Raw genomic sequence first — 22,700 nt, forward strand, 5'->3', positions numbered from 1 at the left:
GAGACTATTCATAGAGATGATACTGCTGCTTGCGCTTGGCAAACTGCTCACTTTCCGCATGCCACGCTGCCAAGAGGTCGTTCAGCTCAATGTGGCTATCGCGCAGGATTCGGTCGCCACACAGCAGATCGATGAATGGACGTCCACCCTCGCGGACAGGCGGCAGGTAGGCAAACGCCGGGAATAGCTCACGAATCGTGTACAGCAGCGTCACTCCCAGCTCTACCGGACGGACGACAGGTGCGTCCAGCACGTGGATGTGAATGCCGCCGCATAATTCGCCAGCATGCTTGGATGCCGACGGCTTGAAGTGAACCGGCCGACAATAAACTCCGGGAAGCGCCTGTGCATTCATGGCGAATGCCAGTCGATCAGCGTCTACGAATGGGGCGCCTATAATCTCAAAGGGCGCGGTCGTGCCCCTTCCCTCTGATAGATTGGTTCCTTCGATCAGACAGGTCCCGGGATAGAGCAAGGCCGTCTCCAGACGCGGAATGCCTAGCGAAGGGGGAACCCATACCCTTCCCGTGGCGCGGTAATCCATGGACCGGTCCCATCCGGTGCAGCGGGCAACATGCAGTTCTGCTCCCCAGCCGGATTCGTCATTCGCCATCATTGCCACTTCACCGGCGGTCAGCCCGTACCGGATGGCGAGCGGATAGTTGCCAACAAACGAACGGTACTCCAGCTTCAGTACATTGCCTTCAACCGCAAGACCATCCAGTGGATTCACGCGATCCAGCACGACAAACGGCTTACCTGCAGCCGCACAATCCTCCAACGCGTACAGCATGGTATAAATGAATGTATAATACCGGGTGCCGATATCTTGAATGTCATAGACGATAACATCGACCGCATCCAGCATTTCTGGCGTCAACCGCTTACTGTCCTTGCGGTACAGGCTGTAGACCGGAACACCTGTAGCCTCGTCGGTATAGGTATCGACCAGCGCGCCAGCATCAAGATCCCCCCGGACGCCATGCTCCGGCGAGAACAGCGCCGTCAGCCCGTAGCGCTCATGTAGAATATCCACGGTTGGCCGGAAGTCCGCTGCGAGACCAGTGGGCGCCGTAATCAGTCCAATCCGCCGATTCTTGAGCACGTTGTCGATCTCGTGCAGGTTGTCAATACCCTGCCTCAGCATGTCGCTCCCTCCTCTCACACATCGGCTGTTACAGCTCCCCCAACCTCAGCTTCATCGTCTCCGGCGGCACCATGAACGTCTCTGCATATTCCTTGCGGGCCTCCAGACCCCTTACACGTGCCAGCGACTTGTAATAATCCATGTAATTGAAGGACTTACTGCCTGTTACAAACCAATGGGTGGACAGCGCCTGAATCCACAGGTCAAATGCCTGCTGGTCAAAATCCACATAGACATACGGCACGTAATCGACCGCATCCTCCCAGTTCTCGCCGTAATACAGCTTGGGCGCAAAATGCGGCGGCAGCTCGCGCTCCAGCGCCCGCAAACTGGCGAAATAGCGGGCGTCATTGACGATCCGGTGGGTCGTCGCGTGGTCCTTGTGCATGCTGTTGCAGTGATGGGTGATGATAATGTCTGGTTTCACCTCACGGATGACATCAGCAACCCGCATCCGGATTTCCTGATCATCCGGGAGCTCGCCGTCCGGGATTTCAAATACACGCGCCTTGCCGCCCAGCATCTCTGCAAAAGTATGAGCCTCCTGAACCTTTTGCTCGCGATAGGCATGCACGTCCTGTCCTGCGGGTACACCGCGTTCGCCTGCCGTTAGTGCCAGCGTAAAGATCTGGTCGCCCTTCAGATAATGGCTTGCCATGACGCCGCCGGCGACAAGCTCCACATCACCAACATGGGCGCCTATGCCCATAATTGTCTTTGGAGTACGATTGCTCACTGAACTAGCTCCTTTCTCATGGTTGCAAATGTTTTGACCGTGCGGAAACCGGCCCGTTCATAGATGCGCAGCGCCGGGTTATTGCTGCCGGTATACAACGTCATATAGTTCGTGCCGATGGCCTGAAAAGCGGCACACAGCCGAAAGAACAGGATCGAGCCCAGTCCATGTCCCTCATGACCGGGATGAACTCCAATCCCGGCAAATCGCCCTCTCCCGCTGGGCTCTCTTACCACAGGCCCGGCAAATCCAACCGGTTCGCCCTCCTGGCTCGCCACGACGACTGGGGTATCTGATTCCACTGCCGAAGTAACCTCACGCTGCCATAAAGGATTACCAAGGGCTGTCAGTAAAATGTCAGGCTGGTCATGTCGTTCCTTGTTAAATAATCCGACTTGGTAGCCTTCTGCTGCTGCTCGGCTCTCCTTGTCCAGAATGGTCTCTGGTACCGCAAAGCCATCTAATGCCAAGTACATGGCACATTGGGTTGCACGTTCCAGATAGCCATGGCGTAAGAGCACGGCGTGCAACGCACTCCCGCTTGGCACCCCAGGTGCATTATTATGCTCGTGCCGGGCCGTCCCCGGCACGTACCAAGGCAGCTGCATTGGATTGAAGAAGAGCGCCTCGGCCTGTCTTTTGCCAAGCGCCAGGAATCGTGCCTCCATAACCTCCAGCAGTCTGATAGACCGTTCTTCCGCCCTCTTATCATCTACGGTAACAATACAAGTGATATAACCAGCGACATCACCCAAGGGCAGATCCTCACCGGTGCAGCCGCAAGCGAAGGCCATCACCCGGCCCTCCTCTATCCATACCCATGCGGTTTCTGGATCGAAATAGCTGTTATTCATAAAGATGGCTTCAAATCGCGCGGTGTCCAGTTCCTGATAATCATCCCGCGTCGCAACTGTATTCCAGAGCGCGACGACCTCCTCGGTATAGCTGTCCTCCCATGTACGTATCATGCAGGGCTCCCTCCCGGCTTCATTAGCCTTTGACCGCTCCGACCGTCACGCCCTCCAGGAAGTAGCGCTGCAGACTGAAGAAGAGGATGAACATCGGCAGAGCCGAGATCGTCGCACCGGCCATCATGGGAGCAAAGTAAGTCGTATTGGCAAATCGGAAATTTTTGAGTCCGACCTGAATGGTCTGCATATCCATCGTGTTCGTGACCAGGAATGGCCAGAAGAACGTATTCCACGTCTCCATGAACGTCAGAATGGCCATAACTGCCATGACGGTCTTGGACAACGGCAGGATAATGCGAATCAGTGTCTGGAACTGATTAGCGCCTTCCACCTTGGCACTCTCCAGAACCTCCCTCGGGATTGAGCTCATGAACTGTTTGGCAAGAAAAATATTATATACAGTCACCAGCGTTGGCATAATCAACGCTTGATACGTATTCTGAATTTGAAAAATATTCACGATCAGAATGTAGAGCGGCACCTGCGTTACCTGATAAGGAATCATCATCGAGCTGAGCAGGATGGCAAACAACAAGGCACGGCCGCGAAAATTGATTTTGGAGAAGGCATAGCCTGCCGTTGTTGCAAATATTACGTTGGAAACCATAACCACTGTAGCCACAATCAGAGAGTTGAGGATCCAGCGGTACGAATGCTCGCTGAAGGCGAAGAAGAACTTATATGACTCCAAGCTAAACTTGCCAGGCCATAGGGAATAACTAATCGCGCCGGCCTCGACCGGATCGCCAAAGGATGAGATAAGCATAAAATAAATCGGAAACAAGGTCGCCAAGGCAAACAGCAGAAGAAGGACAATGAGAATCGTATTGCGGAAGGTTCTCGTTGTGCGGTTGCCAAGATGATTGTTGTACAAAGCCACGTCCATTCCTCCTTCTGCTTAATATTCCACGTCTTTACCAAGAAACTTGAACTGCAGAAATGCAATGATGCCGATCATCAGAGCCAGCAGCAGCGATTGTGCCGCAGCCTTGCCGAATTCAAAATACTTGAACGCTGTATCAAAGATCAGCAAACCTACCATTGTCGTCGCATGGTTCGGTCCCCCGCCCGTCATCAGATAAGCATTCTGGAACACCTGGAACGAACCGATAACGCCCGTCACCAGCAGGAACAGCGTGGTCGGCTTGAGGCACGGGATGACGATATGCCACATTTTCTGAAAGAAGTTGGCGCCATCAATATCCGCTGCTTCATAATAGCTGCTATCGATGCCGAGCAAGGCCGCCACATAGATAATGATCGCCGTGCCATGGCTGGAGAGCCAGGACATCAGCACCAGCGAGAACATCGCCGTCGAGCTGGAGCCCAGCCAGTTCTGACTGTCTAAACCAAAGAAACCGAGGAACCGGTTCAACACGCCTGCTGACATCGGATCAAAAATCCACAGCCAGACCACAGCAAGCGCGACGCCAGAGGCAACCGCCGGCAAATAGTAGACGGCCTTGAATGTTGTCTGCAGCCGTTTCTGGAGCGGCATAATCATGATGGATACAGCAAAGGACAAGATCAGAGCGACCGGTACGGTCAGCACTGTGTAGATGATGGTGTTGCGAATGGATTTGTAGAATAGCTCACTCTGAAGGATTGAGGTGTAATTATCGATTCCAATATACGTGGAGCCTCGGGGACTGTATTCCTGAAAGCTAATAATGAATGCGCTCAGCACTGGATAAGCGGTGAACAAGGCATAGACCAGCAAGGCCACTATAATGAAGAGATAGGCCCATGCACTGTCGCCCCGGTTCAGACGATTCCGTGCGCGCGAGGTAGCTCGGCTCATGATGCAGGCTCCTTTCTAAATAAATCTACTCCGGCTTAAGCTCGGATAGCCCACCGGATGAGGGCAGGCTATTCGCTTAATATCAAGCTATTGAAACTAGCTATTGAAAGATAATGCCTAAAGGTATGGATCGTTCTTCCGATCGCTAGTCTTGAACGACACCGTCTTCGCCAAAGGCTGCGATGGCGGCTTTCTTGACATCCTCGAACATTTCTTCTGGTGTAATCTCATCGGCCAGCAGGGCTTGGAGACGAGGAATGATTGTCTCGTTCTCGACCTTGATCGCCTGGGCGCCCAGATCTACTGGAATGTCAGGACGTGCCGGGGCAGCATGCTCCAGCATGCGGTCTACAGCAGCCACGTTGTCTGGGTTGCGGTTAGACTCGATGCTTGCTGCAGCTTCGCGGCCGCTCTCGGTAATGTGAGCTGCGAACAGGTCACTATTCGTGGTAGCCGCTACATTGCCGCTGGCCAGGAAGTAGGCGGCCTTGACGACATTGGCTTTGTGCTCATCTGTCGGCTCGTTTTTGCCACGGAATGCGACATATCCGTCAACCACTGCATAGGAAACCGGGTCATGATCACCGAAGGATGGCATGGGCAGAACCAGATAGTCGACTTCAATGCTATCGGCTACGGCACTACCGTCGCCAGCTTTGATTTTCTCATTGTTCTGGTTGGCAGAGTTCTCGAATACAGCCAGTCCTTTACCTGTAATCATCGTCTGACCTGTCAGGAACATATTCCAGCGCTTACCTGCATCGACCGAGCTGAGCTCACGTGGCATCGAACCGTCGTCGATCATCTCGCGGATGGCTTTGAGGACATCCAGGTAGTTATTGCTTGTGTAGGCATACTTCAGATCTTCCGTAAATGGAGACGGCATGCCGGCATTCTTGACTAGAATGGACAGATAGTCCTTGGAGGCTACACCAGCCGTAGCGAACACGAAGCCATACCGGGTGTTGCCGTTCTCTTGTACGACGCCGCTCTGGATCGCCTCACGGAACTCATCGTAGGTCCAGCCATTTTCCTGAACAGCCTTCCAGTCGATACCCGCTTCCTCCATGTACTGCTTGTTGCCGCCGATCGCATGGACTTCCATGTAAGCAGGGAAGCCATACAAACCGTCACCGTTCTTCATGTACTCCAAGGGGGCTTCGTCAAAATCAGCTAACATCTCAGGTGTGACAAGGTCTTGAATGTCCATGAGCATATCCATCTGCGCATACTTGGAAATGCCATCCGATCCAATGAAGGCCAGATCCGGCGGGCTGCCCGCGTTGACCTGGGTGTCGAGCTTCTGGGTCATGTCCTCCCAGCTCGCTGGCTCAATCTTGAGTGTCAAATTCGGGTACAGCTTGTTGAACTCCTCTTCCATCTGCTTGAAGTTCTCTTGGTACGCAGGCGATACAGGTGGCAGCAAGGCTGTAATCGTGTCTGGTGCGTCCGAATTGCCAGTATTCTCGGAAGGGCTGTTCGTTGTTCCGCCGCTATTTGCAGGCGGATTGTTATTGCCGGAGGAGCAAGCGGCCAGTGAGCCTGTGGCCAATGTCAGAGCGAGCAGCATTGCGGTCATTTTTCTTTTCCTTGTCATACCAGTGAAGCCTCCCTTAATTGATCTCCATTTTTTTGTATATACTTCTATCTGCACTTCACCTATTAATAAAATAAAAGTTCAAAAAGCTGGTTTTCAGCACCGAGAAGGTTGGAGGCAGGAGGAAATGAGGAGCGGAGCGTAGGTGAACCTACGTGAGCACCGGAAGTTCCGACTGCATTCAAGATTCGATGTCGAATCACTTCCCTGAATAACCTCGTGATCAAAAGCAGTTTTTTGAACAACCTTATTAAATGGCTTTGGTGCAGATGCGTATAGCCTGTTTAAGGTTCCCTTTGCATTCTTCGAGAGCGGCTGCTGCTTCGTTGCGTCCCAGCTTGGACTTGATCATCATGATGGCGAGCTTGCAGTCCATGGAGGCCTCCTGCAGGTAACGGGCCGCCTCGGCTTCCTCCACCCCGGTAGCTGCTGTGATGATACGCAGCGAGCGATTGTAGAGCTTTTTGTTGCTGGCTTTGAGATCGACCATCAGGTTGTTGTAAGTTTTGCCCAGTTTCACCATGGTACTGGTGGTCAGCATGTTCAGGACAAGCTTCTGGGCGGTGCCTGCCTTCATCCGGGTAGAGCCGGCTATGGCTTCCGGCCCAACGACAGGTGCGATGCAGATGTCACAGACTTGCTCCAGCTGCGTCTGCTTGTTGTTCACAACCGCAATGGTGGCAGCACCCAGCTCTGAAGCATGCTTGAGTGCTTCAATCACGTAGGCGGCTGTGCCGCTGGCCGAGATGCCAACAACGGTATCGCGGGAGGTGATCCCCAGCTCATCGATGAGGGCCCGGCCTGCCACGCCATCATCCTCGCAGCCTTCGACGGCAACCCGCAGGGCCTGATCCCCGCCCGCGATATGGCCCTGAACCAGCAGCGGATCTACGCCAAAGGTTGGCGGGCATTCGGATGCGTCAAGTACACCAAGTCTCCCAGAGGTCCCTGCCCCGATGTAAAACATTCTACCACCTGATGATAGAGACTGATATAACGCTTCCACAGCACGCGCAATAGCTGGAATTTCAGCTGCTACCGCCTCTGGAACCTTGGCATCCTCCTGATTCAATAGGGTCAGGATTTCCTCTGTCGAACTCTCATCGATCATCTGAGTCACAGGGTTACTCCCTTCCGTAGTGAGGCTAGCAAGATAATCTGTCATAATGATTCCCCTAACGTAATCGTAGTTGGGTCTTGGTGAAGCTTACTTCCTCTTAAACTTCCAATTAAACCCGGTGACTGGTGAAGCGTGTGATAGCTTTGCTTTCCTGCTTCTGACTCTATATTAATCACAGGACATGCCGTTCGTCAATAAATTTTAAAATATTTTTTCATGTTGTAATATATTTTTGATTTTTAATTCTATCCCTCTCTCCCCCTCTAGCCGCATAGCAAAACAAATAGACCGATCACATCAGACAACGGTTAAGCTGTCTGCAGGAACGGTCTAATCGTGCCGAATATGTTGCTGTTCGTTAACGTTTGCGCTTACTGGCAATGATATTATGGCTCGTTGCCAGATAAGTTTTGACCTCATCATAGTCCGCACTTGCCACACCGGCAAACAGCATGTCAATGACCGTCAGCATGGCGATACGGGAGCCCATCGCACCACTGCGGATCGAGATTTCAGGCGTAGAGATACTGAGCACGGAATCGGCACGCTCGGACAGACCGCTTTTGTTGTACTTCGTAATTGCAATGGTGAAGACGCCATTCTTGCGTACGATGTCCAGGGCATCGAGAATTTCGTGTGTGTCCCCGGAGTTAGAGACAAAGATGGCCACATCGCCTTTCGTCATGAGTGAAGCGGCGGTCAGTTGTCCATGCCCATCCGTATAGGCTCTGCAATTTTTGTTGATCCGCGTGAACTTCTGCTCTGCATCTTGACAGACGATTCCCGAAGCCCCGATACCGAACAGGACGATCCGCTTGCTCTCACGCAGTGCTTGGACCGCCCGCTGCACCTCGTCGAACTCAATAACACGCAGCGTATCCTCAATGGATTGAATATTATTATGACTGATGTTGGCAATAATCGTCTCCAGCTCATCACCGGGCTGAATGTCGGTATACTGCTCCCCGTTCGGTTCTTCCTTGGCGCTCAGCGACGCCGAAATGCTGACAATGAAGCTCCGGTATCCGCTGTATCCCATCGTCTTGCAGAAGCGCAGGACCGAAGCATCGCTTGTCTTGCTGGCAATCGCCAGATTCTTAATCGACAGATGCGGTATTTCATCCCGGTTGGCCAGAATATATTCCGCTACCCGTTGTTCGACCGGAGTAAGACTGTCCTTGCGGTTACGAATTTTCAATAATAAATTATCATTTATGTTCATAGGCGTCTCCCTATATGTTATTGGAATTGATTGTATCCTTCGACACGAAAAGTGACAAGTCCTTTTCATTGTCTATCGGTGTAATTTTATTTCAAAATTATACTCCGATGCAAATATTAATTTTAAAATTTATTGTTAGAGCCAAAATTCCTGTGCTATACTAGCAGCGAGATTCGCAGCAACGACAGACGAGACAAAGGAAGTGAACCATGGACAACGCGCTGAAAATTGCAATTATCGGTGCTGGTAGCACCTATACCCCTGAATTAATGGAAGGCATAATCAAACGTAAGGATGCCCTCCCCCTGCAGGAGCTTGCGCTGATGGACATCGATCAGGAGAAGCTGGCGGTCGTTGGAGGGTTGTGTGAGCGGATGGTAGAGGCGGCAGGCATGAACTGCCGCATCGTGAAGACCGATCAACTGGATGACGCATTGCGCGGGGCCGATTTTGTACTGGGTCAGATTCGGGTCGGCAAGCTGCCAGCTCGCGTGCTAGATGAGCAGATTCCCTTAAAATATGGCATGATTGGCCAGGAAACCTGTGGCATCGGCGGCTTTTTCAAAGCTATGCGCACGATTCCCGTCATGCTGGACATTGCCAAGCGCATGGAGGAGCTGTGCCCGGACGCCTGGCTAATAAACTTTTCCAATCCGGCAGGTATCCTCACCGAAGCTATTCTGAACCATACGCCAATCAAAATGCTGGGTCTGTGCAATGTGCCCTACAATATGTTTAAGAGTATTTGCGAAACTCTCTCGCTTCCGGATGCAGAGCTTACTTATGTAGGTCTGAATCATTTGAGCTGGATCACGGCAATTGAACATAACGGGGAGGATCATCTGCAGCATGCTCTGGAGCAGGGCTTGAACAGTGAGACGATGAAAAACATCCCCTCCAGTGGCTTCAGCAAGGAGCTGATTCAAGCGCTGGGGGCCATCCCCTCCTCCTATTTGGAATACTACTATTTCAAAAATAAAAAGCTCGAACTCCTGCAACAAAGCGAGCTGTCGCGTGGCGAGACGTGCATGAGAATTGAAAAGGAATTACTGGACATCTATACGGATGCACAGCTGCATGTGAAGCCCGAGTTATTAGCTACGCGGGGCGGCGCCAATTACTCCGAGGTGGCCATCAGCCTGGTCGATGCCATCTTTAACGACAAGCAGGAGCGTCATGTGGTCAACCTGCTGAACCATGGGGCTCTGCCTTTCATGGAGGATCATGATGCGGTGGAGATTGCTGCGGTTATTGGCAAGAATGGCGCCACTCCCGTACCGCTGCCAGCCTTCGATAATCGGCACATCATCGATTATATGCGCATGGTCAAAGCGTACGAGCGCGAGACAGTAGCTGCCGCCGTTCATGGAGATGAAGCTGCAGCTATGCGTGCGCTGCTCATGAACCCGCTGGTTGGCGACTACCATGCAGCCCATGCCTGCTTCCAGGAGCTGAAGGAAGCTCATCGTGCGTATCTGCCGCAATTTGCTTAGGAGGGCGACAGGATGAGCAAGGGATCTTATGTACTTGGCGTAGATGGCGGGAATAGCAAAACGGACTATTATATGTTTGACCTTGCGGGCAACAAGATCGGCCACCTCCGTACCGGCACATGCAGTCATGAACGGTTCGCGGATGGCTATCGCGGGGCAGAGCATGCCATGCGGCAACAGCTTGGTGAGCTATTGGAGCAATGCGGGGTGGAAGCCACGGAGATCGCCTTCGGAGCCTTCGGATTGGCCGGTGCGGATCTGCCTTCGCAGAAGGAAGAGCTGGGTAGCATCATCAGCCAGCTCGGGCTGCAGCGGTACGTAGTAGACAATGATAGCTTCCTGGGCATTAAGGCCGGGAGCGAACAAGGCTGGGGCATCTGCTCGATCAACGGGTCAGGTGCCTGTACTGGGGCTATTGCTGCGGACGGCGCCCGTCTGCAGATCGGTGGAGTCGGCAGTGAACTCGCGGGCGACGAGGCTGGCGGCTACTATCTTGCCCGCCGTGTCCTGCGCGCGGTCTATGATGCCTGTTACCGGCTTGGGGAGCCTACCGTCATGCAAGATCCAGTTCTGGACATGCTGGGTATACCCGACGACACGCTGCTGCTGGAGCGAATGGCGCTGGGCGTCTCCTCGCGGTCACTCCCCTATACCGAGCTAGTGACGCTGCTGTTCACATCCGCCGAACAAGACGATCCTGTCGCGCTCCGGATCGTCCAAGAATCAGCGCATCAGATGGCCCGTTCCGCTGCTGGCTGCCTGCAGCGGCTGGAATGTGGCCCTGGGCCTGTAGATATCATGATGGCAGGCTCGGTCTGGGTGCAGGCTAGCTCCCCAGTACAGCGTGAATTGTTCCAGACATATGTGAGGGAACTGGCCCCGGGTGCTGCCTGCCGCTTCCTGCTGCTGCAAGAGCCCCCTGCAGCAGGGGCGGTCTTATGGGCAATGGAAGAGGCGTTGGGCGACAGGATATCAGGCGAGCTGAGAAGCAAGGTTCTCCGCGCGGTGCGGCCTTAACCCCCTCCTACCCGAGTCTGATATGTCGCAGCTTGTCGGGATTGCGGACCATATAAATATGTTGGATCCGATGGTCCCTGAATGCCAAGCTGATGACAGCATCGCCAAGTCCGTCCTGGCTAACCACAAGCAAACCCTCCAATCCATTGACCAGTACCGGACGGGCGCGGGTCGTTTCATCCAGTCTTTTGGCGAGACCCATAATGAACGCCGCCACATTCGGCCGGCTTGCAATGACCCGCGTTGCGGCTGCTATTTTGCCTCCTCCATCGGTCTGTGCAGCGATATCCTCATGCATCAGGTCGATTAGACCGCCGAGATCGCCTGAGATCGCAGCATGCATGAACCGGTGAAGCAGCTCCGAGGCTTCGGCGACATTGTCCTCCTCCGGCTGCATCCCCTGAATCTTCTTGCGGAGCCGGCTGTAGATTTTGCGGCAGCCCAGCTCCGTTTTCCCCAGGATCTCTCCAATTTCACTGTATGCAAATCCGAAGGCCTCTCGCAAAATAAAGACCGCCCGCTCCGTTGGCGTCAAATGCTGCAGCATCACCATGACCGCATAGGAAATGGAATCCTCCAGTTCAATCGTTTGCAGCGGGTCGCAATGATCCCGGTCCGGCAGCTCCTGCACCAGCGGTTCGGGCAGCCATGGCCCTACATATAGCTCACGCTTCCGGCGGGCCGACCGCAGCAGATCCAGACAGCGGTTCGTTACAATTTTGCACAGGTATGGCTTCCATTGATGCTCCTCTTCCTCATCCCCTGCCACAGCATGCTTCGCGGACAAGGTCACAAAAACATCCTGCACCACATCCTCCGCATCACTGACGGAGCCCAGCATCCGATAAGCAATCGAGAGTAGCAAGGGTCGGTAGGTCGTATAAGCTGAACTTAGCATGGTATCGCCCGATCTCCATTCCTTGTCTTGTGGTTCGTACTTCCGTGCCTGGCAATGATGGCCGTCGCAGCTTCTCTCGCACTAACGAGCGATGCCTTGACCAGCATATTCTCTCCAACCCAATCCCCGGCCACATACAGTCCCGGTCGCGCGGTGATCACAGGTCCGGGCTTCCGGTCATCGGGCGAGGGCTCGGACACAGCATGCGATACGAGCATACGGGGCAAGAATCTCCGTTCCAGCACATGATCCTGCCACCCCGGTTGAATCTCATCCAGAAACGCTTCCAGCTCCTGCTGGTCATCTCCGATTGAGGGAGATAATCCTGGGGGAAGGTATTTCATGACATGAATAATCTCCTGCTCGGGATGCTCAGAGAATGTGGAAACCGCCGAATGATTGGCAAAATACCAGGGCTGATCCACGCCAATCGCAAAGGTCTTGTTGGGTTTGGGCAGCCGCTTCATAATCAAGTCGAGGCAAGCGGCATAGACAGGTACAAGATTATCGTATCGCGAGGCAACCCCTTCCGCAAGCGGGGGATCCAACAATTTCAGCCAAGGCTTGGGTCCGATGGTCGACAGGACGTTCGCGGCATAGAAAACCGTCCCATCCTTTAGAACGATCCGCAGTTCTGGAGCCTCCCCCTGAATCTTTGCAACAGCTGACTCATTCCGAATCACCGCGCCTGCCGCAATAGCTTGTTGCTTGAGGGATTTAACCAGGGACGCCCATCCCCCATTTACATAGACCACCTTTTCCCGAAGCTGAGTCAAGGCGGCTTTCGCACTCATTTGGGCAGGTGCATCGCAATACGTCGCCAGCCGGATGAGCGACAGCACGATACGCCGAATTCGCGGAGAAGGCAGCGTATCCGCCAGATACCGCTCGATCGAGACGGTCTGGAGTCCAGTCAGCTCAACTTGCCTGGACCGAATAAGGAAACGCACGAGCTGCATTTTCTCTGACCAGGTCGCCCATTTCCCAAGGAATACCTGCATAAGTGGGAGCTGCTGTAACGACTCGCCCGGCATACCAGTGACAAACTGAACCGATGGCTTCGGGGACCCCCCCGTCACTTCGATCCCCTCTTCCTGTAGCAATCCAATGGCGCTTGTCGAGATAGCTCGCGCACCGGGATTAACAGGGATGCCATGTAACTGTGGACTGGCCGCCCTTCCTCCCAGTTGTGTCGCACGCTCCAGAACCAAGGTCCTTAGACCCGCCTTCGCCGTACGCCCGGCAGCCAGCAGACCGGCCAGACCTGCACCAATAATGATGACATCCCAGTGGGATTGTTGTGTAGTTGTCATGTGCATCGCATCCTCTCTCATCCGTAATACACTTACAACGGATAAGGAATGTAATCTGTGACCACAAGTTATGAAAATGATAAATATTGTTCAGTGGACAAGCAGATGCTACACTAATCATGGCAATACCATTCCATCTCAAGGAGCGAGTGAACATGTCCGTTGAAGTGTATCTGAATTTTCAAGGAAACTGTCGCGAAGCGGTAGCGTATTATGCCGAGGTGTTTGGGAACCAAGAGCCGTACTTGATGACCTTTGGCGAGACGCCACAGGATCCGAGCTATCCGCTGCCTGAAGAGGCTAAGAACCTTGTCATGCACGCACGACTCAATATTCTGGGCAGCCGCGTCATGTTCTCGGATGTGTTCCCGGGTATGCCTTTTACGCCAGGCAATAACATCAGCTTGTCGCTAATCAGCCGCGATATGGACGCGCTTAAGGATGCATTTCACAAGCTAAAAGACGGCGGTCATGTCCAGATGGAGCTGCAGGAGACGTTCTGGAGTCCGCTGTATGGCAGCCTGACAGACAAATTCGGCATCGGCTGGCAGTTCAATTACGATGTTGAGCAAGAGCAGGGGCAGGCTTAAGCGGTATTCCAAACTGCTGACGACAATCACAACTCCACAGTAGAGGCATCGCAATAGAGGCATCGCAATAGAGCCGCCATAGAGCATTCGCAATAGAGGAATCACAATAGAGCTGCCACAGAGCATTCGCAATAGAGTCATATAGCAAAAAAGCGCGTGACCGTTGCTGATTAGCAACAGTCACGCGCTTTTCGGCGCATATTCTATCATGTACGCAGCTCCCAACGCGCGGGGTCGGGCGGCATGACGGCGGTCGGACGACTATATCTTTTCCGGCAGCGGTTCGCCCAACTACAATTCATCGCTAACGCATGGCAAACGGAAGCACTAAAGTTACAGGAATGACAAATAGAAGATAGACAAAAGCCATTTCCAACCAAGCCGCACTCGCAGTCGTGGCAATAATCACGGGGAGGGGCAAGACAATGATAATAGCTACAAGAAAACGTGATCGCATGGGAAACACTTGCTTCGTTCCACAGTCCTCGCACCTGAGCGGCCGATAATTCAATAGGATCGAACGAATTACGGTCTTGTAACTATAACGTCTCCCACAGCCTTCGCATTTCATCACAGCGACTCCCCCCTTTAAAACACGTAAGCACCTTCCTCCCAATCATCCATATACTTTACCATATTATCCTACTTATTGGAATCCAATTCTGCGCATCATATCTGTAACGGCCACCAGAGCCGCTATTTCGCCCAAAATCCATCATTTAAAAATCTAACGGCCACATAAGCAGCTATTGGGGTGAATAAGGCTCCTGGCCCTGTGTTTTCACCTAAATAACTGCGCCTGTGGCCGTTAGAAGATTGAACCTGGCTAAAACACCGAAATAAGCGCTCCTGTGGCCGTTAGACGGGTTGACGTGTTCAATCGATCGAGCACTGGGCTCCCTGTCCCCATAGATCCCTCCCGATCTCCCAATCATCTGCCTCAATCAGCCACAGTTAGCCACAGTGTCCCAGATCACACGTGCCGGTCGAGCGATCAAGAAACGGCTGCTAAGGTACCGTATGCGGGCGTTTCCTCTTCGCCAACAGCACGAGTGCCATCAGTTGGTGACCCGGACTGCTCTTCAAATCGGAACTTGCCGATCTCCCCCATCAGATGCTGGGCCATGTGGCTCAGTGTCTCTGCCGAAGCCGACATTTCCTCGGAGGACGCCAGCTGCTCCTCACATACCGCGGCTACGCTCTGCGACTCATCAGAGATAGCGCCAGATAGCACCACCAACTCTTGCTCGGCAGAGAGGATCTGCTCCGTCATGGCCGAGATTTCCTCTGTTGCCGCAGATACCTCCTGCGCCTGCTCTGCAACAGTGGCGATGGCTTCTCGCACAGCCGCAAAGGCTTCACCCGTTGCACCCATACTCTCGGCGCCTTCCTGCATCTGTACCACACCGTGCGACATCTCTTCCATTGCTTCCTGAATGCCATCGACCATCTGCTGAATCTCGGCAGCTACCCGGCCGGACGCTTCCCCGGACTGCTCGGCCAGCTTCTTAACCTCGCTTGCTACGACAGCGAAGCCTCTACCGTGCTCCCCCGCTCGGGCCGCTTCAATGGATGCATTGAGCGAGAGCAGATTCGTCTGCGCTGCGAGTTCCTTAATGAATACCGTAATCTGGTCGATTCGCTTGGACTGCTCGCCCAGACGATTCATAATCTCACTCTGGTGGGTCATGTTCTCGCGTATCCGGTTCATCTGCCCCACCGTCTGATCCAGCAGCTGGCCGCCTTGCTCCGCGCGTGACATGGCATCAGCCGAAGACTCGGCGGTAATGGAAGCCGACTGGGCAATTCGCTGCAGACTTTCGACACTCTCCTGCATGGCTGCCTGATTATGCTTAATGCGTTCCACCTGCGTCGATGCCGATTCGGATATAGATTGAATGGCCTCGGCTATCGCACCCGAGCCAGTCGCCGCCTGCTCCGAGCCGCTGGAGAGATCGCGGGAAGCGCCGGACACTTCTTGTGCATTATGATGTATCGCCGCCATCAGAGCGGTAAGCTGCTGCTTCATGCCGTTGAATGAAGCGCCCATCTGTGCAATTTCATCTTTTCCGCGCAGTTCAACATCCGGTCCGGTCAGATCTCCCGAGGCGATCCGGCCCGCAGCCTCTGAGACGGCAATGACCGGCTTGGAGATCATGCGGGTAATACCGATTGCCAAGCCAACGCCAACAGCCAGCGCTGCCAACAGGGTGAACAGCAGCACTTGCTTCACCTGATCCACACCTGCGGCAGTGGCCTGCTGGGATTCAATCAGTTGCTGCTGCTGGAAATTCTCCAGCCGCTCTGCCGTCGCTGCCAGTTCAGCTGCAATGGGTAGACATTGTTCCTCAACTAATCGTATGTACATTTCATCGTTGCCTGCCGCCTTGAACGCAGCGATCTGCGCAACGATATCCGCATATTGGGTTTCTTGGACACGCAGTTCATCGGAAAGTGCAATCGACTGCTCACTTTCGAAGCTGTTATGCATCACCTGCCAAGTCTCCGCAAAAGCCTGCCGGTCACTCTGATAGATGTCGAGCTGATCAGTGTTCCCAGTAATAAGGTAACCCCTGACTGACTTGGCCTGATCGGCTGCTAAATATTTCAAATCTTGTACCCATTGAATTTTCTGCACGCGGTCATTCAGCATGTCCTGATAGCTTTGGTTAATCGTGGTCATTTGGTACCAGCCGATGGTACCTACGATGAGGGTAAGAGCGAGGATGAGGCTAAAGCTGAGCATCAGCTTTTTTCCAATTTTCATAGGGTTGAGCTCCTTTGCGGGTCTTTTCGAATAGGTCTATGTTCTCATTCCCCAAAAAGAACCATTTTGAAACATAATACTTTATACAAACATTTGACGAAACAGGCCTTGAGACTCATTTTCTTGGTCGCTTACTCCTCCTTTTCCATGTGCCACCTTACCTCGACCTCTCCACTCGCCCGATTACCGCTAATCATAATGTGAATCTCCATATCCCGCTCTGTCACAAGACGCATGGTATCATCAGCCAGCAGCTCCATGCCGATGGGATCGCCACTTCGGTCTGCCACCCGAAATCCATGACCGCCATCGCCATCCATCCGAAAATTCACTTGCAAGGTCAGGGTCTCCCCTGCCTCAAGCGATAACGGGATAGCCCGCTCGCCGTGAAAGTAATCGAACGTTGCAGTAAACCCACTCTCCGTAAGCTGCTCCGTCCATCCCTCAACCCGTGTGTGGTCGGCCAAGGTTAGCCAGCTCAACACCACGAGGAGCACGCATGCTGCAATACCACTGAGTGGCCACTTTCGCTTCATAGAGGTATCGAGGCCATAGAAGCACAGGGCACAGACCACACCGTAGAGTCCAATGAACACAACATACTCCAGATGGTTCCAAAACAACACAAAGAAAGGCACATACCCGCCCGCGATATAGAGTAGCACGCGAACAAATGCCTGTAGCTGTGGTCGCAGCCTGAACGTCACGGCATCGACGCTTATGGAATACAAAACTCCGTATATATACAAGAAGGTCCAGAATGGCATGGCATGAATCGTCTGTTGAAGATCGACAGGATTAAGACCTGTCGTGATGACCATCAGTGTCAAAAAAATGGTACCGGCAGCGGTCAGTTTAGCAGATGCATAAGCCAAAATCCGCAGGATCGGATGTGCAGGTTGAACCGTTGTCTTTATCATCTGTCTCGTCCCCTCCATGGTTGGTAAGTCCAGCATACCAAGGAGTCAGCAACCCTTGCAGTTCTAACTTTTGTAGTACCGTGTCGCACAAATTACCTTCTCAACCGTACCGATCCGTCAGTTTAACTAACTGCAATTTAATTTCTTCTATGAGTGACGCCGGGCCGAGCACGCATACCTCCATACCCAATCCAATCAGGAATCCAGCAAAATAACCCAGGTCCGAACGGTCAATCCCCCCGCTCAGCTCACCTGAGCCATCTGAATGCACACCCAGTAGCTGCCCTGCCCATTGTTCGGTTTCGCAGCGCTGTACACCGGTGACCGTCAGCTCAGCCTGCAGCACTAGTGCATCCGGTGGAGGCTCTTCACAGACGTGGCGGTTTCCCAGGTGAACATCAGACAGGTCCATCGGCTCCATCTTCACCAGTGGCGTTCTCACTTCGAGCATCCGGTCGCAGCGGAACAGGCGGATGGCATCCCTCTCATAGCAATAGGCCGGGCAGTACCACAGCCCCTGACTGGCATAGATGCCAATGGGCTGAATGGCTCGATAGGGTGCCGACGCGCCCCGTTCGTACCGGATCTCCAGCACCTCATTCTGGATAGCTGCCTCCAGCAGCCGAGAGAGATGAGGCGATTCGGCATGCCGGGCCGGTGTCCGCAGATCGAAGCGCTGCTTCATTCGGTCGATCCTCTCCCTTACTTCACCGGACATGTGCAGATAGAATTTATCGCGTGCCGAAGCTGATGACTGTTCGAATGGGAGATACTTGTAATGACGAAGCGCGTGGCTGGCAAAAAAGATCGACAACGCCTCTTCCTCAGTGAAGGCGATCGGCGGTAAAATACGCTCCCGCAGCACCTGGTACCCGCCATGCGGTCCCGGCTCCGCATAGAGTGGCACACCCATCCCGCTCAGCTCTTGCAGATCCCGCAGCATCGTCCGCCGCGAGACACCAAATTGGTCAGCCAACTCCTGAACGGTAAATTTACGCATTCGGTTGACGGTCATCATCAGGGCGATCAGCCGTTCGGCCTTGTTCATCACTGCGAGTCCTCCAGTCCATTAATAGTGACAATAGCTGTCACCATTATCGCTTATGCTGGATCTAACGTCCAGTCCGCAGGATGGGACGATTTCGAATCAAGGAGAGATGAACAATGAGTACGCAAGTCATTCCCTATATCATGTTAAACGGCGAGGCCGCGCAAGCGATAGCTACCTATGAGCAAATCCTTGGCGCCCGTGTCCTGTTCCGGCAAACGTTCGGTGAAGGTCCGCAAATGGAAGGCACAGCGTTGAACAAAGATCAGCAGCAATGGATTTCTCACGCAGTATTGCAGATTGGCGATACACAGCTGATGGTTGCGGACAGCTTGCCCGGTCAGCCAACGACAACGGGTACGGCCGTGAATCTATGCCTGATGCTGACCAATCCGGAAGAAGCACGACGCTTGTACGAGCGGCTTACAGAGGAGGGGCACATCATCGAACAACTGCAGGCGGTCTATTTCAGCCCTGCCTATGCCATGGTGACAGACCGCTATGGCGTGACGTTCCAGCTGTTCACCAAGCGGCCCTCCTGATTCTTGTCTTACATGCGGATCTCGCTGGGAGCTGCCCCCCAATGCTTGCGGAACACTTTGGCAAAATAGCTAATGTCCCGGTAGCCGACGGCGCTTGCCGCATCGTACACTTTGGCCCCGGACTGCAGCATCGCACGGGCACGCTCCATCCGGCGTTCCTGGACGTAGCTGGAGAAGGACGTGCCTGTCTCCTTTTTGAACAAGCGGCTCAGATAGGAGGAATTGACATACAGCTGCTCCGCCAGCGCATGCAGACTCAGATCCTGCTCTAACCCGCTCTCCACTGCCTCCGCCACCTGTCTGACCAGATGGTGGCTGGTCGTGCGGCGGGCCTCTTCTGCATACTCGCGAATCTGCAGGGTGACGCGGCGGCTCCATGCCCGGATTTGCTCCCGGCTCTGCAGCGTCTGCAGAGACAGGAAATACGCGTAATCCTCGCCCAGCACCTGCTGGAGCGACCATCCCTGGGCTTGAATGAGCCGGATGAAGCTGCTGCTTAGGTATAAGAGATGCTCATAGACCAGCTCAGCTGAGCCCGCCCGCTCCAACAGACTTGCCAACTGCGCATCGACCAGCTCGATCATCCGCTCCTTGGTATCCATGTAGATGGCGATCTCCAGCTGCTTCTCAAAGGAAGCATCGAGCTGAACCGGAGCGGCGTCCTTTGGGACCGCCAGGTAGGGAATCGCCAGCTCGTGTCCATAGACCGCCCGCTCGCGCAGCGCCCGGCATGCCTGCTGGTAGGATATCGGCGCTTCCATCAACGCACTTGCGCCGCCCAGGCCAGCGCTGGCCGTGACCTTCAGACATTCTTTCACCACCTGGAGCAGCCTGGAGCACCGGACATTCATCCGCTTCATCAGCTCGGCATTCGACTCGCCAGGCACACTAACGAATAAGAGAACGGTCTGGCCCTCAGCTCCCGGGAAGACATACCCTTCCGAGGCCGGCACACATTCGCGGGCGATACTGGTGAGGGCGAAGGCCAGCAGCGGCAGATCGGCAGCTGTGAATCGCTGCTCCGTTTCAGCCAGCGGGTCAATCGCACAGACCGCTGCGCCATATTCCCCATCCGGAGGCAGCACAATGGCGAGTTCCTCGGCGTGCCGGACCAGCTCCCAACCGGCATACCCATCCAGCATCCAGCTGCGCAGGAAGGCTTCCTGCAGCTGCGGCAGGCGGGAGCGCCATTTTTCCTGTAAGGCCACCAGATTGTGGCGCTCTGCCAGCTCAGCGCGCAGCTCCTCTGCCGTTTCTACTACCGTCTGCAGAATCTTTTCTTCGCCCGCCGGTTTAAGCAAGTACCGTTTGACCCCAAGTCCCACTGCCCGCTGGGCATATGCAAAATCGTCATGACCACTAAGAATGATCATTCGAATCTCCGGCGAATCAGCTGCGATTCGTTCGGCCAGAGACAGACCATCCAATTCAGGCATCTCGATGTCGAGGAGCAGAATGTCCGGTTTGCGCCTCTCCAGCAGCTGCAGAGCCTCCAGCCCATTCTCGGCCGTCGCCACAACCTCGATGCCGTGCTGCTCCCAGGGAATATTGTGTACCAGGCTATTCAAGATTCGAATCTCGTCCTCCACAATCATCAGGTTCATATCGCATCCCCCTCCTGTTCCTCACTGCAGCCAGCAATTGGTAAATTTAGCGTCGCTTGCGTGCCCTGGCCCTCTTCACTGTCGATACTGAGCTCGGCGCTCTCTCCATAGTACAGCCGAATTCTGGCCCGCACATTCAGCAATCCGAAAAAGGCGTCCTTGCGGTCATTCCCTTCAGCTGCAGGCTTATCCTCGGCGGATGCCAACGCTTCCCGGAGCTGCGCTAGCCGCTCCGCCTCCATGCCCCTGCCATTGTCCGCAACTGTCAGCAGCAATCGATCGCCTTCCAGACGGGCAGACACCGTCAGTTGGCCACCGCCCTTCCGCTTCTCCAAGCCGTGCAGAATGGCATTCTCCACCAGCGGCTGCAGCACCAGCTTCAAGACATGGAGACCGGCGGCTTCCGGTGCCGCATCGAAGCTCACGGTGAACTGTCCTGCGAAGCGCAGCTGCTGCACGCGAATGTAATAACCCAGATGCGCGAACGTTTCCTCCACAGTGAACGTATCCCTGCCCTTGCTCAAGCTCAATCGGAAGAACCGCGAGAGGTTCAGGACCATCTCGCTGATTTCATCGGCGTCGTAATTTTTGGCAGACCAGTAGATGGAATCCAGCGTATTGTACAGAAAATGCGGATTAATCTGCGATTGCAGGAATTTCAGCTCCGTCTTGGTAAGTCGCAGCTGCTGCTCATAAATGTCGCGAATCAGATGGCGCTGCTGCTCGGCCGTCTGATTGAAGGCATCCGTCAGATAACCGAGCTCATCCTGACGACGGTGAGCCAGTCGGGTATCCAGGTTGCCGAGCCGCAGCTGCCGCATGCCCGCCACCAGGGAGGACATCGGTGCGGAGATGTTGCTATAGATGAGCCAGGCGATCCAGACGGCCAGGAGACAGCTGATCAGAATAATCCAATAGGTGAACACTTCGAGCGGTCGAGATTTCTTGTAAATCTCCCGCTCGGGCTGTTCCAGAACGAGCGCCCACCCGCTACGCGGAGAATCCGTGCGAAGCATCATCTGCTTCTCTGAACGTCCAGGCAGCTGGGCCACCGATACCTCGGACACGGGAATCGACTCAGCGAGCAGCGGCTGGGGAGCAGCGGCATTGGACACCAAGAGCCTGCCTTGGTCATCATACAGCGACACCTGAGAACTCGGACTTGGTGCCAGATGCGAGATATAACTGAGCAGTGTGCGCTTGGGCAGCGACAGCATCAATACATTATTGCCCCGGTCCCGGCTGTACAGATCCATCAGCTGCATGAGCAGCAGCTGCCCTTCGTTATAGATCGGATCCGCCCAGCCCATCAGCGCTTCCTCATGATGGTCCGGATTATACACCACGATTGAACGGCCGGTCCGCACAAACTCCTCGTACCAGTCCTCTATGGTATGCGGCGGCCGGTCGAGGAGGCCAATCCGACTGGACAACAGCTTGCCCGTCCCCCCGTGATAGATGGAGACGCCAGAGAGTACCGGGTTCACTGCATTGACATTGGAGATGTAGGACATAACGCTCGTGAAATCGACCAGCATATCCGGTGTCAGCTCGGCGCTCGGGTGCTTGAGTCTGGAAGTCAGGCTGCCGTCGGTCGCCAGCATAGTCGAGAGCTGCTCCAGCGACTGCAGCGTCTGGTCTACAAACTCCAGCGCAGAATCCATGGCGCTCATGGTCCGCTCCCCCAGCTCCTGCTCCAGAATACGCTGTGAACGAACATTCGCATAGAGACTGAAGAGGATCAATGGCAGCAGAATCAGGATAAAATAACAGGTCAGACGTACCTGAATCGAACGGCTGAACCGTTCCCTGAGTGTGCGGAACCATCGCATGGCAGGACACCTCCCTTTGTACTCAATTCCTAATCACTAAAAACAGCACCAAAGTGGCGCTCCGATTCGGAAGCGCCACCTG

At 54.2% G+C, this 22,700-nt stretch carries 20 protein-coding genes; 4 read left to right on the forward strand and 16 right to left on the reverse strand.

Translation table 11 applies throughout. From position 1 onward, the window contains the following. Positions 1 to 4: 4 nt before the first annotated feature. The 8 genes from F556_RS0108530 to F556_RS0108565 all read right to left on the reverse strand — a co-directional run bounded on the left by F556_RS0108530 (position 5) and on the right by F556_RS0108565 (position 8,594). Positions 5 to 1,147 (reverse strand): exo-beta-N-acetylmuramidase NamZ family protein, encoded by a 1,143-nt coding sequence (locus F556_RS0108530; protein WP_020616513.1) that lies wholly within the window; start codon positions 1,145 to 1,147, stop codon positions 5 to 7. Between the two features lie 28 nt (positions 1,148 to 1,175). Beyond that, positions 1,176 to 1,883 carry a PIG-L family deacetylase gene (locus tag F556_RS0108535; protein ID WP_020616514.1) on the reverse strand — a complete coding sequence of 236 codons (708 nt, stop codon included), beginning with the start codon at positions 1,881 to 1,883 and terminating at the stop codon, positions 1,176 to 1,178. Further along, on the reverse strand, positions 1,880 to 2,851 hold the full coding sequence (locus F556_RS0108540) for a GNAT family N-acetyltransferase (protein WP_020616515.1): 972 nt from the start codon (positions 2,849 to 2,851) through the stop codon (positions 1,880 to 1,882). The genes F556_RS0108535 and F556_RS0108540 overlap by 4 nt, the downstream gene beginning before the upstream one ends. Positions 2,852 to 2,873: 22 nt before the next feature. After that, positions 2,874 to 3,734, reverse strand: a complete 861-nt coding sequence (locus tag F556_RS0108545) for a carbohydrate ABC transporter permease (RefSeq protein WP_020616516.1) — start codon at positions 3,732 to 3,734, stop codon at positions 2,874 to 2,876. A gap of 18 nt (positions 3,735 to 3,752) precedes the next feature. Then, positions 3,753 to 4,655 carry a carbohydrate ABC transporter permease gene (locus F556_RS0108550; RefSeq protein ID WP_020616517.1) on the reverse strand — a complete coding sequence of 301 codons (903 nt, stop codon included), beginning with the start codon at positions 4,653 to 4,655 and terminating at the stop codon, positions 3,753 to 3,755. Between the two features lie 145 nt (positions 4,656 to 4,800). Beyond that, on the reverse strand, positions 4,801 to 6,252 hold the full coding sequence (locus F556_RS0108555) for an ABC transporter substrate-binding protein (protein ID WP_026297181.1): 1,452 nt from the start codon (positions 6,250 to 6,252) through the stop codon (positions 4,801 to 4,803). A 250-nt stretch (positions 6,253 to 6,502) separates the two neighbouring features. Then, the gene (gene murQ / locus F556_RS0108560; protein ID WP_020616519.1) at positions 6,503 to 7,417 is read right to left on the reverse strand and encodes an N-acetylmuramic acid 6-phosphate etherase; all 915 of its coding nucleotides are present in this window, start codon (positions 7,415 to 7,417) and stop codon (positions 6,503 to 6,505) included. 313 nt (positions 7,418 to 7,730) lie between these two features. Continuing rightward, a complete protein-coding gene (locus F556_RS0108565) occupies positions 7,731 to 8,594 on the reverse strand; it encodes a MurR/RpiR family transcriptional regulator (RefSeq protein ID WP_020616520.1) in 864 nt (287 codons plus the stop codon). 209 nt (positions 8,595 to 8,803) lie between these two features. Between F556_RS0108565 and F556_RS0108570 the strand changes: the two genes are divergently transcribed. Both F556_RS0108570 and F556_RS0108575 read left to right on the forward strand, forming a co-directional pair. Further along, positions 8,804 to 10,087 (forward strand): 6-phospho-beta-glucosidase, encoded by a 1,284-nt coding sequence (locus tag F556_RS0108570; RefSeq protein ID WP_020616521.1) that lies wholly within the window; start codon positions 8,804 to 8,806, stop codon positions 10,085 to 10,087. Between the two features lie 12 nt (positions 10,088 to 10,099). Next, the gene (locus tag F556_RS0108575; protein WP_020616522.1) at positions 10,100 to 11,104 is read left to right on the forward strand and encodes an N-acetylglucosamine kinase; all 1,005 of its coding nucleotides are present in this window, start codon (positions 10,100 to 10,102) and stop codon (positions 11,102 to 11,104) included. A gap of 7 nt (positions 11,105 to 11,111) precedes the next feature. Here the strand turns inward: F556_RS0108575 and sigJ are convergent, their stop codons facing one another. After that, entirely contained in the window at positions 11,112 to 12,002 is an 891-nt protein-coding gene (gene sigJ, locus F556_RS0108580; protein ID WP_020616523.1) for an RNA polymerase sigma factor SigJ, read from the reverse strand. Then, entirely contained in the window at positions 11,996 to 13,315 is a 1,320-nt protein-coding gene (locus F556_RS0108585) for a phytoene desaturase family protein (protein WP_020616524.1), read from the reverse strand. Before F556_RS0108585 ends, sigJ begins: the two co-directional genes overlap by 7 nt. A 155-nt stretch (positions 13,316 to 13,470) precedes the next feature. Between F556_RS0108585 and F556_RS0108590 the strand changes: the two genes are divergently transcribed. Further along, positions 13,471 to 13,905, forward strand: coding sequence for a VOC family protein (locus tag F556_RS0108590; RefSeq protein ID WP_020616525.1), 435 nt, complete (start codon positions 13,471 to 13,473; stop codon positions 13,903 to 13,905). 304 nt (positions 13,906 to 14,209) lie between these two features. On the opposite strand, the gene F556_RS39235 is transcribed toward F556_RS0108590, so the two are convergent. From F556_RS39235 to F556_RS0108610, 4 genes are all read right to left on the reverse strand, one after another. Next, complete coding sequence (locus F556_RS39235; protein ID WP_020616526.1) at positions 14,210 to 14,476, reverse strand: TIGR04104 family putative zinc finger protein; 267 nt, start codon at positions 14,474 to 14,476, stop codon at positions 14,210 to 14,212. A 423-nt stretch (positions 14,477 to 14,899) separates the two neighbouring features. After that, on the reverse strand, positions 14,900 to 16,672 hold the full coding sequence (locus F556_RS0108600; protein ID WP_020616527.1) for a methyl-accepting chemotaxis protein: 1,773 nt from the start codon (positions 16,670 to 16,672) through the stop codon (positions 14,900 to 14,902). A 131-nt stretch (positions 16,673 to 16,803) separates the two neighbouring features. Beyond that, complete coding sequence (locus F556_RS0108605; protein WP_020616528.1) at positions 16,804 to 17,592, reverse strand: hypothetical protein; 789 nt, start codon at positions 17,590 to 17,592, stop codon at positions 16,804 to 16,806. A 100-nt stretch (positions 17,593 to 17,692) separates the two neighbouring features. Continuing rightward, a complete protein-coding gene (locus F556_RS0108610; RefSeq protein ID WP_020616529.1) occupies positions 17,693 to 18,640 on the reverse strand; it encodes a helix-turn-helix transcriptional regulator in 948 nt (315 codons plus the stop codon). 116 nt (positions 18,641 to 18,756) lie between these two features. Between F556_RS0108610 and F556_RS0108615 the strand changes: the two genes are divergently transcribed. Then, a complete protein-coding gene (locus F556_RS0108615) occupies positions 18,757 to 19,182 on the forward strand; it encodes a VOC family protein (protein ID WP_020616530.1) in 426 nt (141 codons plus the stop codon). A gap of 8 nt (positions 19,183 to 19,190) precedes the next feature. On the opposite strand, the gene F556_RS0108620 is transcribed toward F556_RS0108615, so the two are convergent. Together F556_RS0108620 and F556_RS33590 are read right to left on the reverse strand one after the other, a co-directional pair. After that, positions 19,191 to 20,786 (reverse strand): response regulator, encoded by a 1,596-nt coding sequence (locus F556_RS0108620; RefSeq protein ID WP_020616531.1) that lies wholly within the window; start codon positions 20,784 to 20,786, stop codon positions 19,191 to 19,193. Further along, positions 20,783 to 22,618 carry a cache domain-containing sensor histidine kinase gene (locus tag F556_RS33590; protein WP_020616532.1) on the reverse strand — a complete coding sequence of 612 codons (1,836 nt, stop codon included), beginning with the start codon at positions 22,616 to 22,618 and terminating at the stop codon, positions 20,783 to 20,785. Before F556_RS33590 ends, F556_RS0108620 begins: the two co-directional genes overlap by 4 nt. Positions 22,619 to 22,700: the final 82 nt, after the last annotated feature.

The organism is Paenibacillus daejeonensis DSM 15491 (genome assembly GCF_000378385.1).
GTDB lineage: Bacteria > Bacillota > Bacilli > Paenibacillales > Paenibacillaceae > Paenibacillus_D > Paenibacillus_D daejeonensis.

Coding starts and splice junctions, on each gene's coding strand:
- F556_RS0108530 (WP_020616513.1), bottom strand. CDS start 1,147: ATGCTGAGGCAGGGTATTGACAACCTGCACGAGATCGACAACGTGCTC.
- F556_RS0108540 (WP_020616515.1), bottom strand. CDS start 2,851: ATGATACGTACATGGGAGGACAGCTATACCGAGGAGGTCGTCGCGCTC.
- F556_RS0108550 (WP_020616517.1), bottom strand. CDS start 4,655: ATGAGCCGAGCTACCTCGCGCGCACGGAATCGTCTGAACCGGGGCGAC.
- F556_RS0108555 (WP_026297181.1), bottom strand. CDS start 6,252: ATGACAAGGAAAAGAAAAATGACCGCAATGCTGCTCGCTCTGACATTG.
- murQ (WP_020616519.1), bottom strand. CDS start 7,417: ATGACAGATTATCTTGCTAGCCTCACTACGGAAGGGAGTAACCCTGTG.
- F556_RS0108565 (WP_020616520.1), bottom strand. CDS start 8,594: ATGAACATAAATGATAATTTATTATTGAAAATTCGTAACCGCAAGGAC.
- F556_RS0108570 (WP_020616521.1), top strand. CDS start 8,804: ATGGACAACGCGCTGAAAATTGCAATTATCGGTGCTGGTAGCACCTAT.
- F556_RS0108575 (WP_020616522.1), top strand. CDS start 10,100: ATGAGCAAGGGATCTTATGTACTTGGCGTAGATGGCGGGAATAGCAAA.
- sigJ (WP_020616523.1), bottom strand. CDS start 12,002: ATGCTAAGTTCAGCTTATACGACCTACCGACCCTTGCTACTCTCGATT.
- F556_RS0108585 (WP_020616524.1), bottom strand. CDS start 13,315: ATGACAACTACACAACAATCCCACTGGGATGTCATCATTATTGGTGCA.
- F556_RS0108590 (WP_020616525.1), top strand. CDS start 13,471: ATGTCCGTTGAAGTGTATCTGAATTTTCAAGGAAACTGTCGCGAAGCG.
- F556_RS39235 (WP_020616526.1), bottom strand. CDS start 14,476: ATGAAATGCGAAGGCTGTGGGAGACGTTATAGTTACAAGACCGTAATT.
- F556_RS0108600 (WP_020616527.1), bottom strand. CDS start 16,672: ATGAAAATTGGAAAAAAGCTGATGCTCAGCTTTAGCCTCATCCTCGCT.
- F556_RS0108605 (WP_020616528.1), bottom strand. CDS start 17,592: ATGATAAAGACAACGGTTCAACCTGCACATCCGATCCTGCGGATTTTG.
- F556_RS0108610 (WP_020616529.1), bottom strand. CDS start 18,640: ATGAACAAGGCCGAACGGCTGATCGCCCTGATGATGACCGTCAACCGA.
- F556_RS0108615 (WP_020616530.1), top strand. CDS start 18,757: ATGAGTACGCAAGTCATTCCCTATATCATGTTAAACGGCGAGGCCGCG.
- F556_RS0108620 (WP_020616531.1), bottom strand. CDS start 20,786: ATGAACCTGATGATTGTGGAGGACGAGATTCGAATCTTGAATAGCCTG.
- F556_RS33590 (WP_020616532.1), bottom strand. CDS start 22,618: ATGCGATGGTTCCGCACACTCAGGGAACGGTTCAGCCGTTCGATTCAG.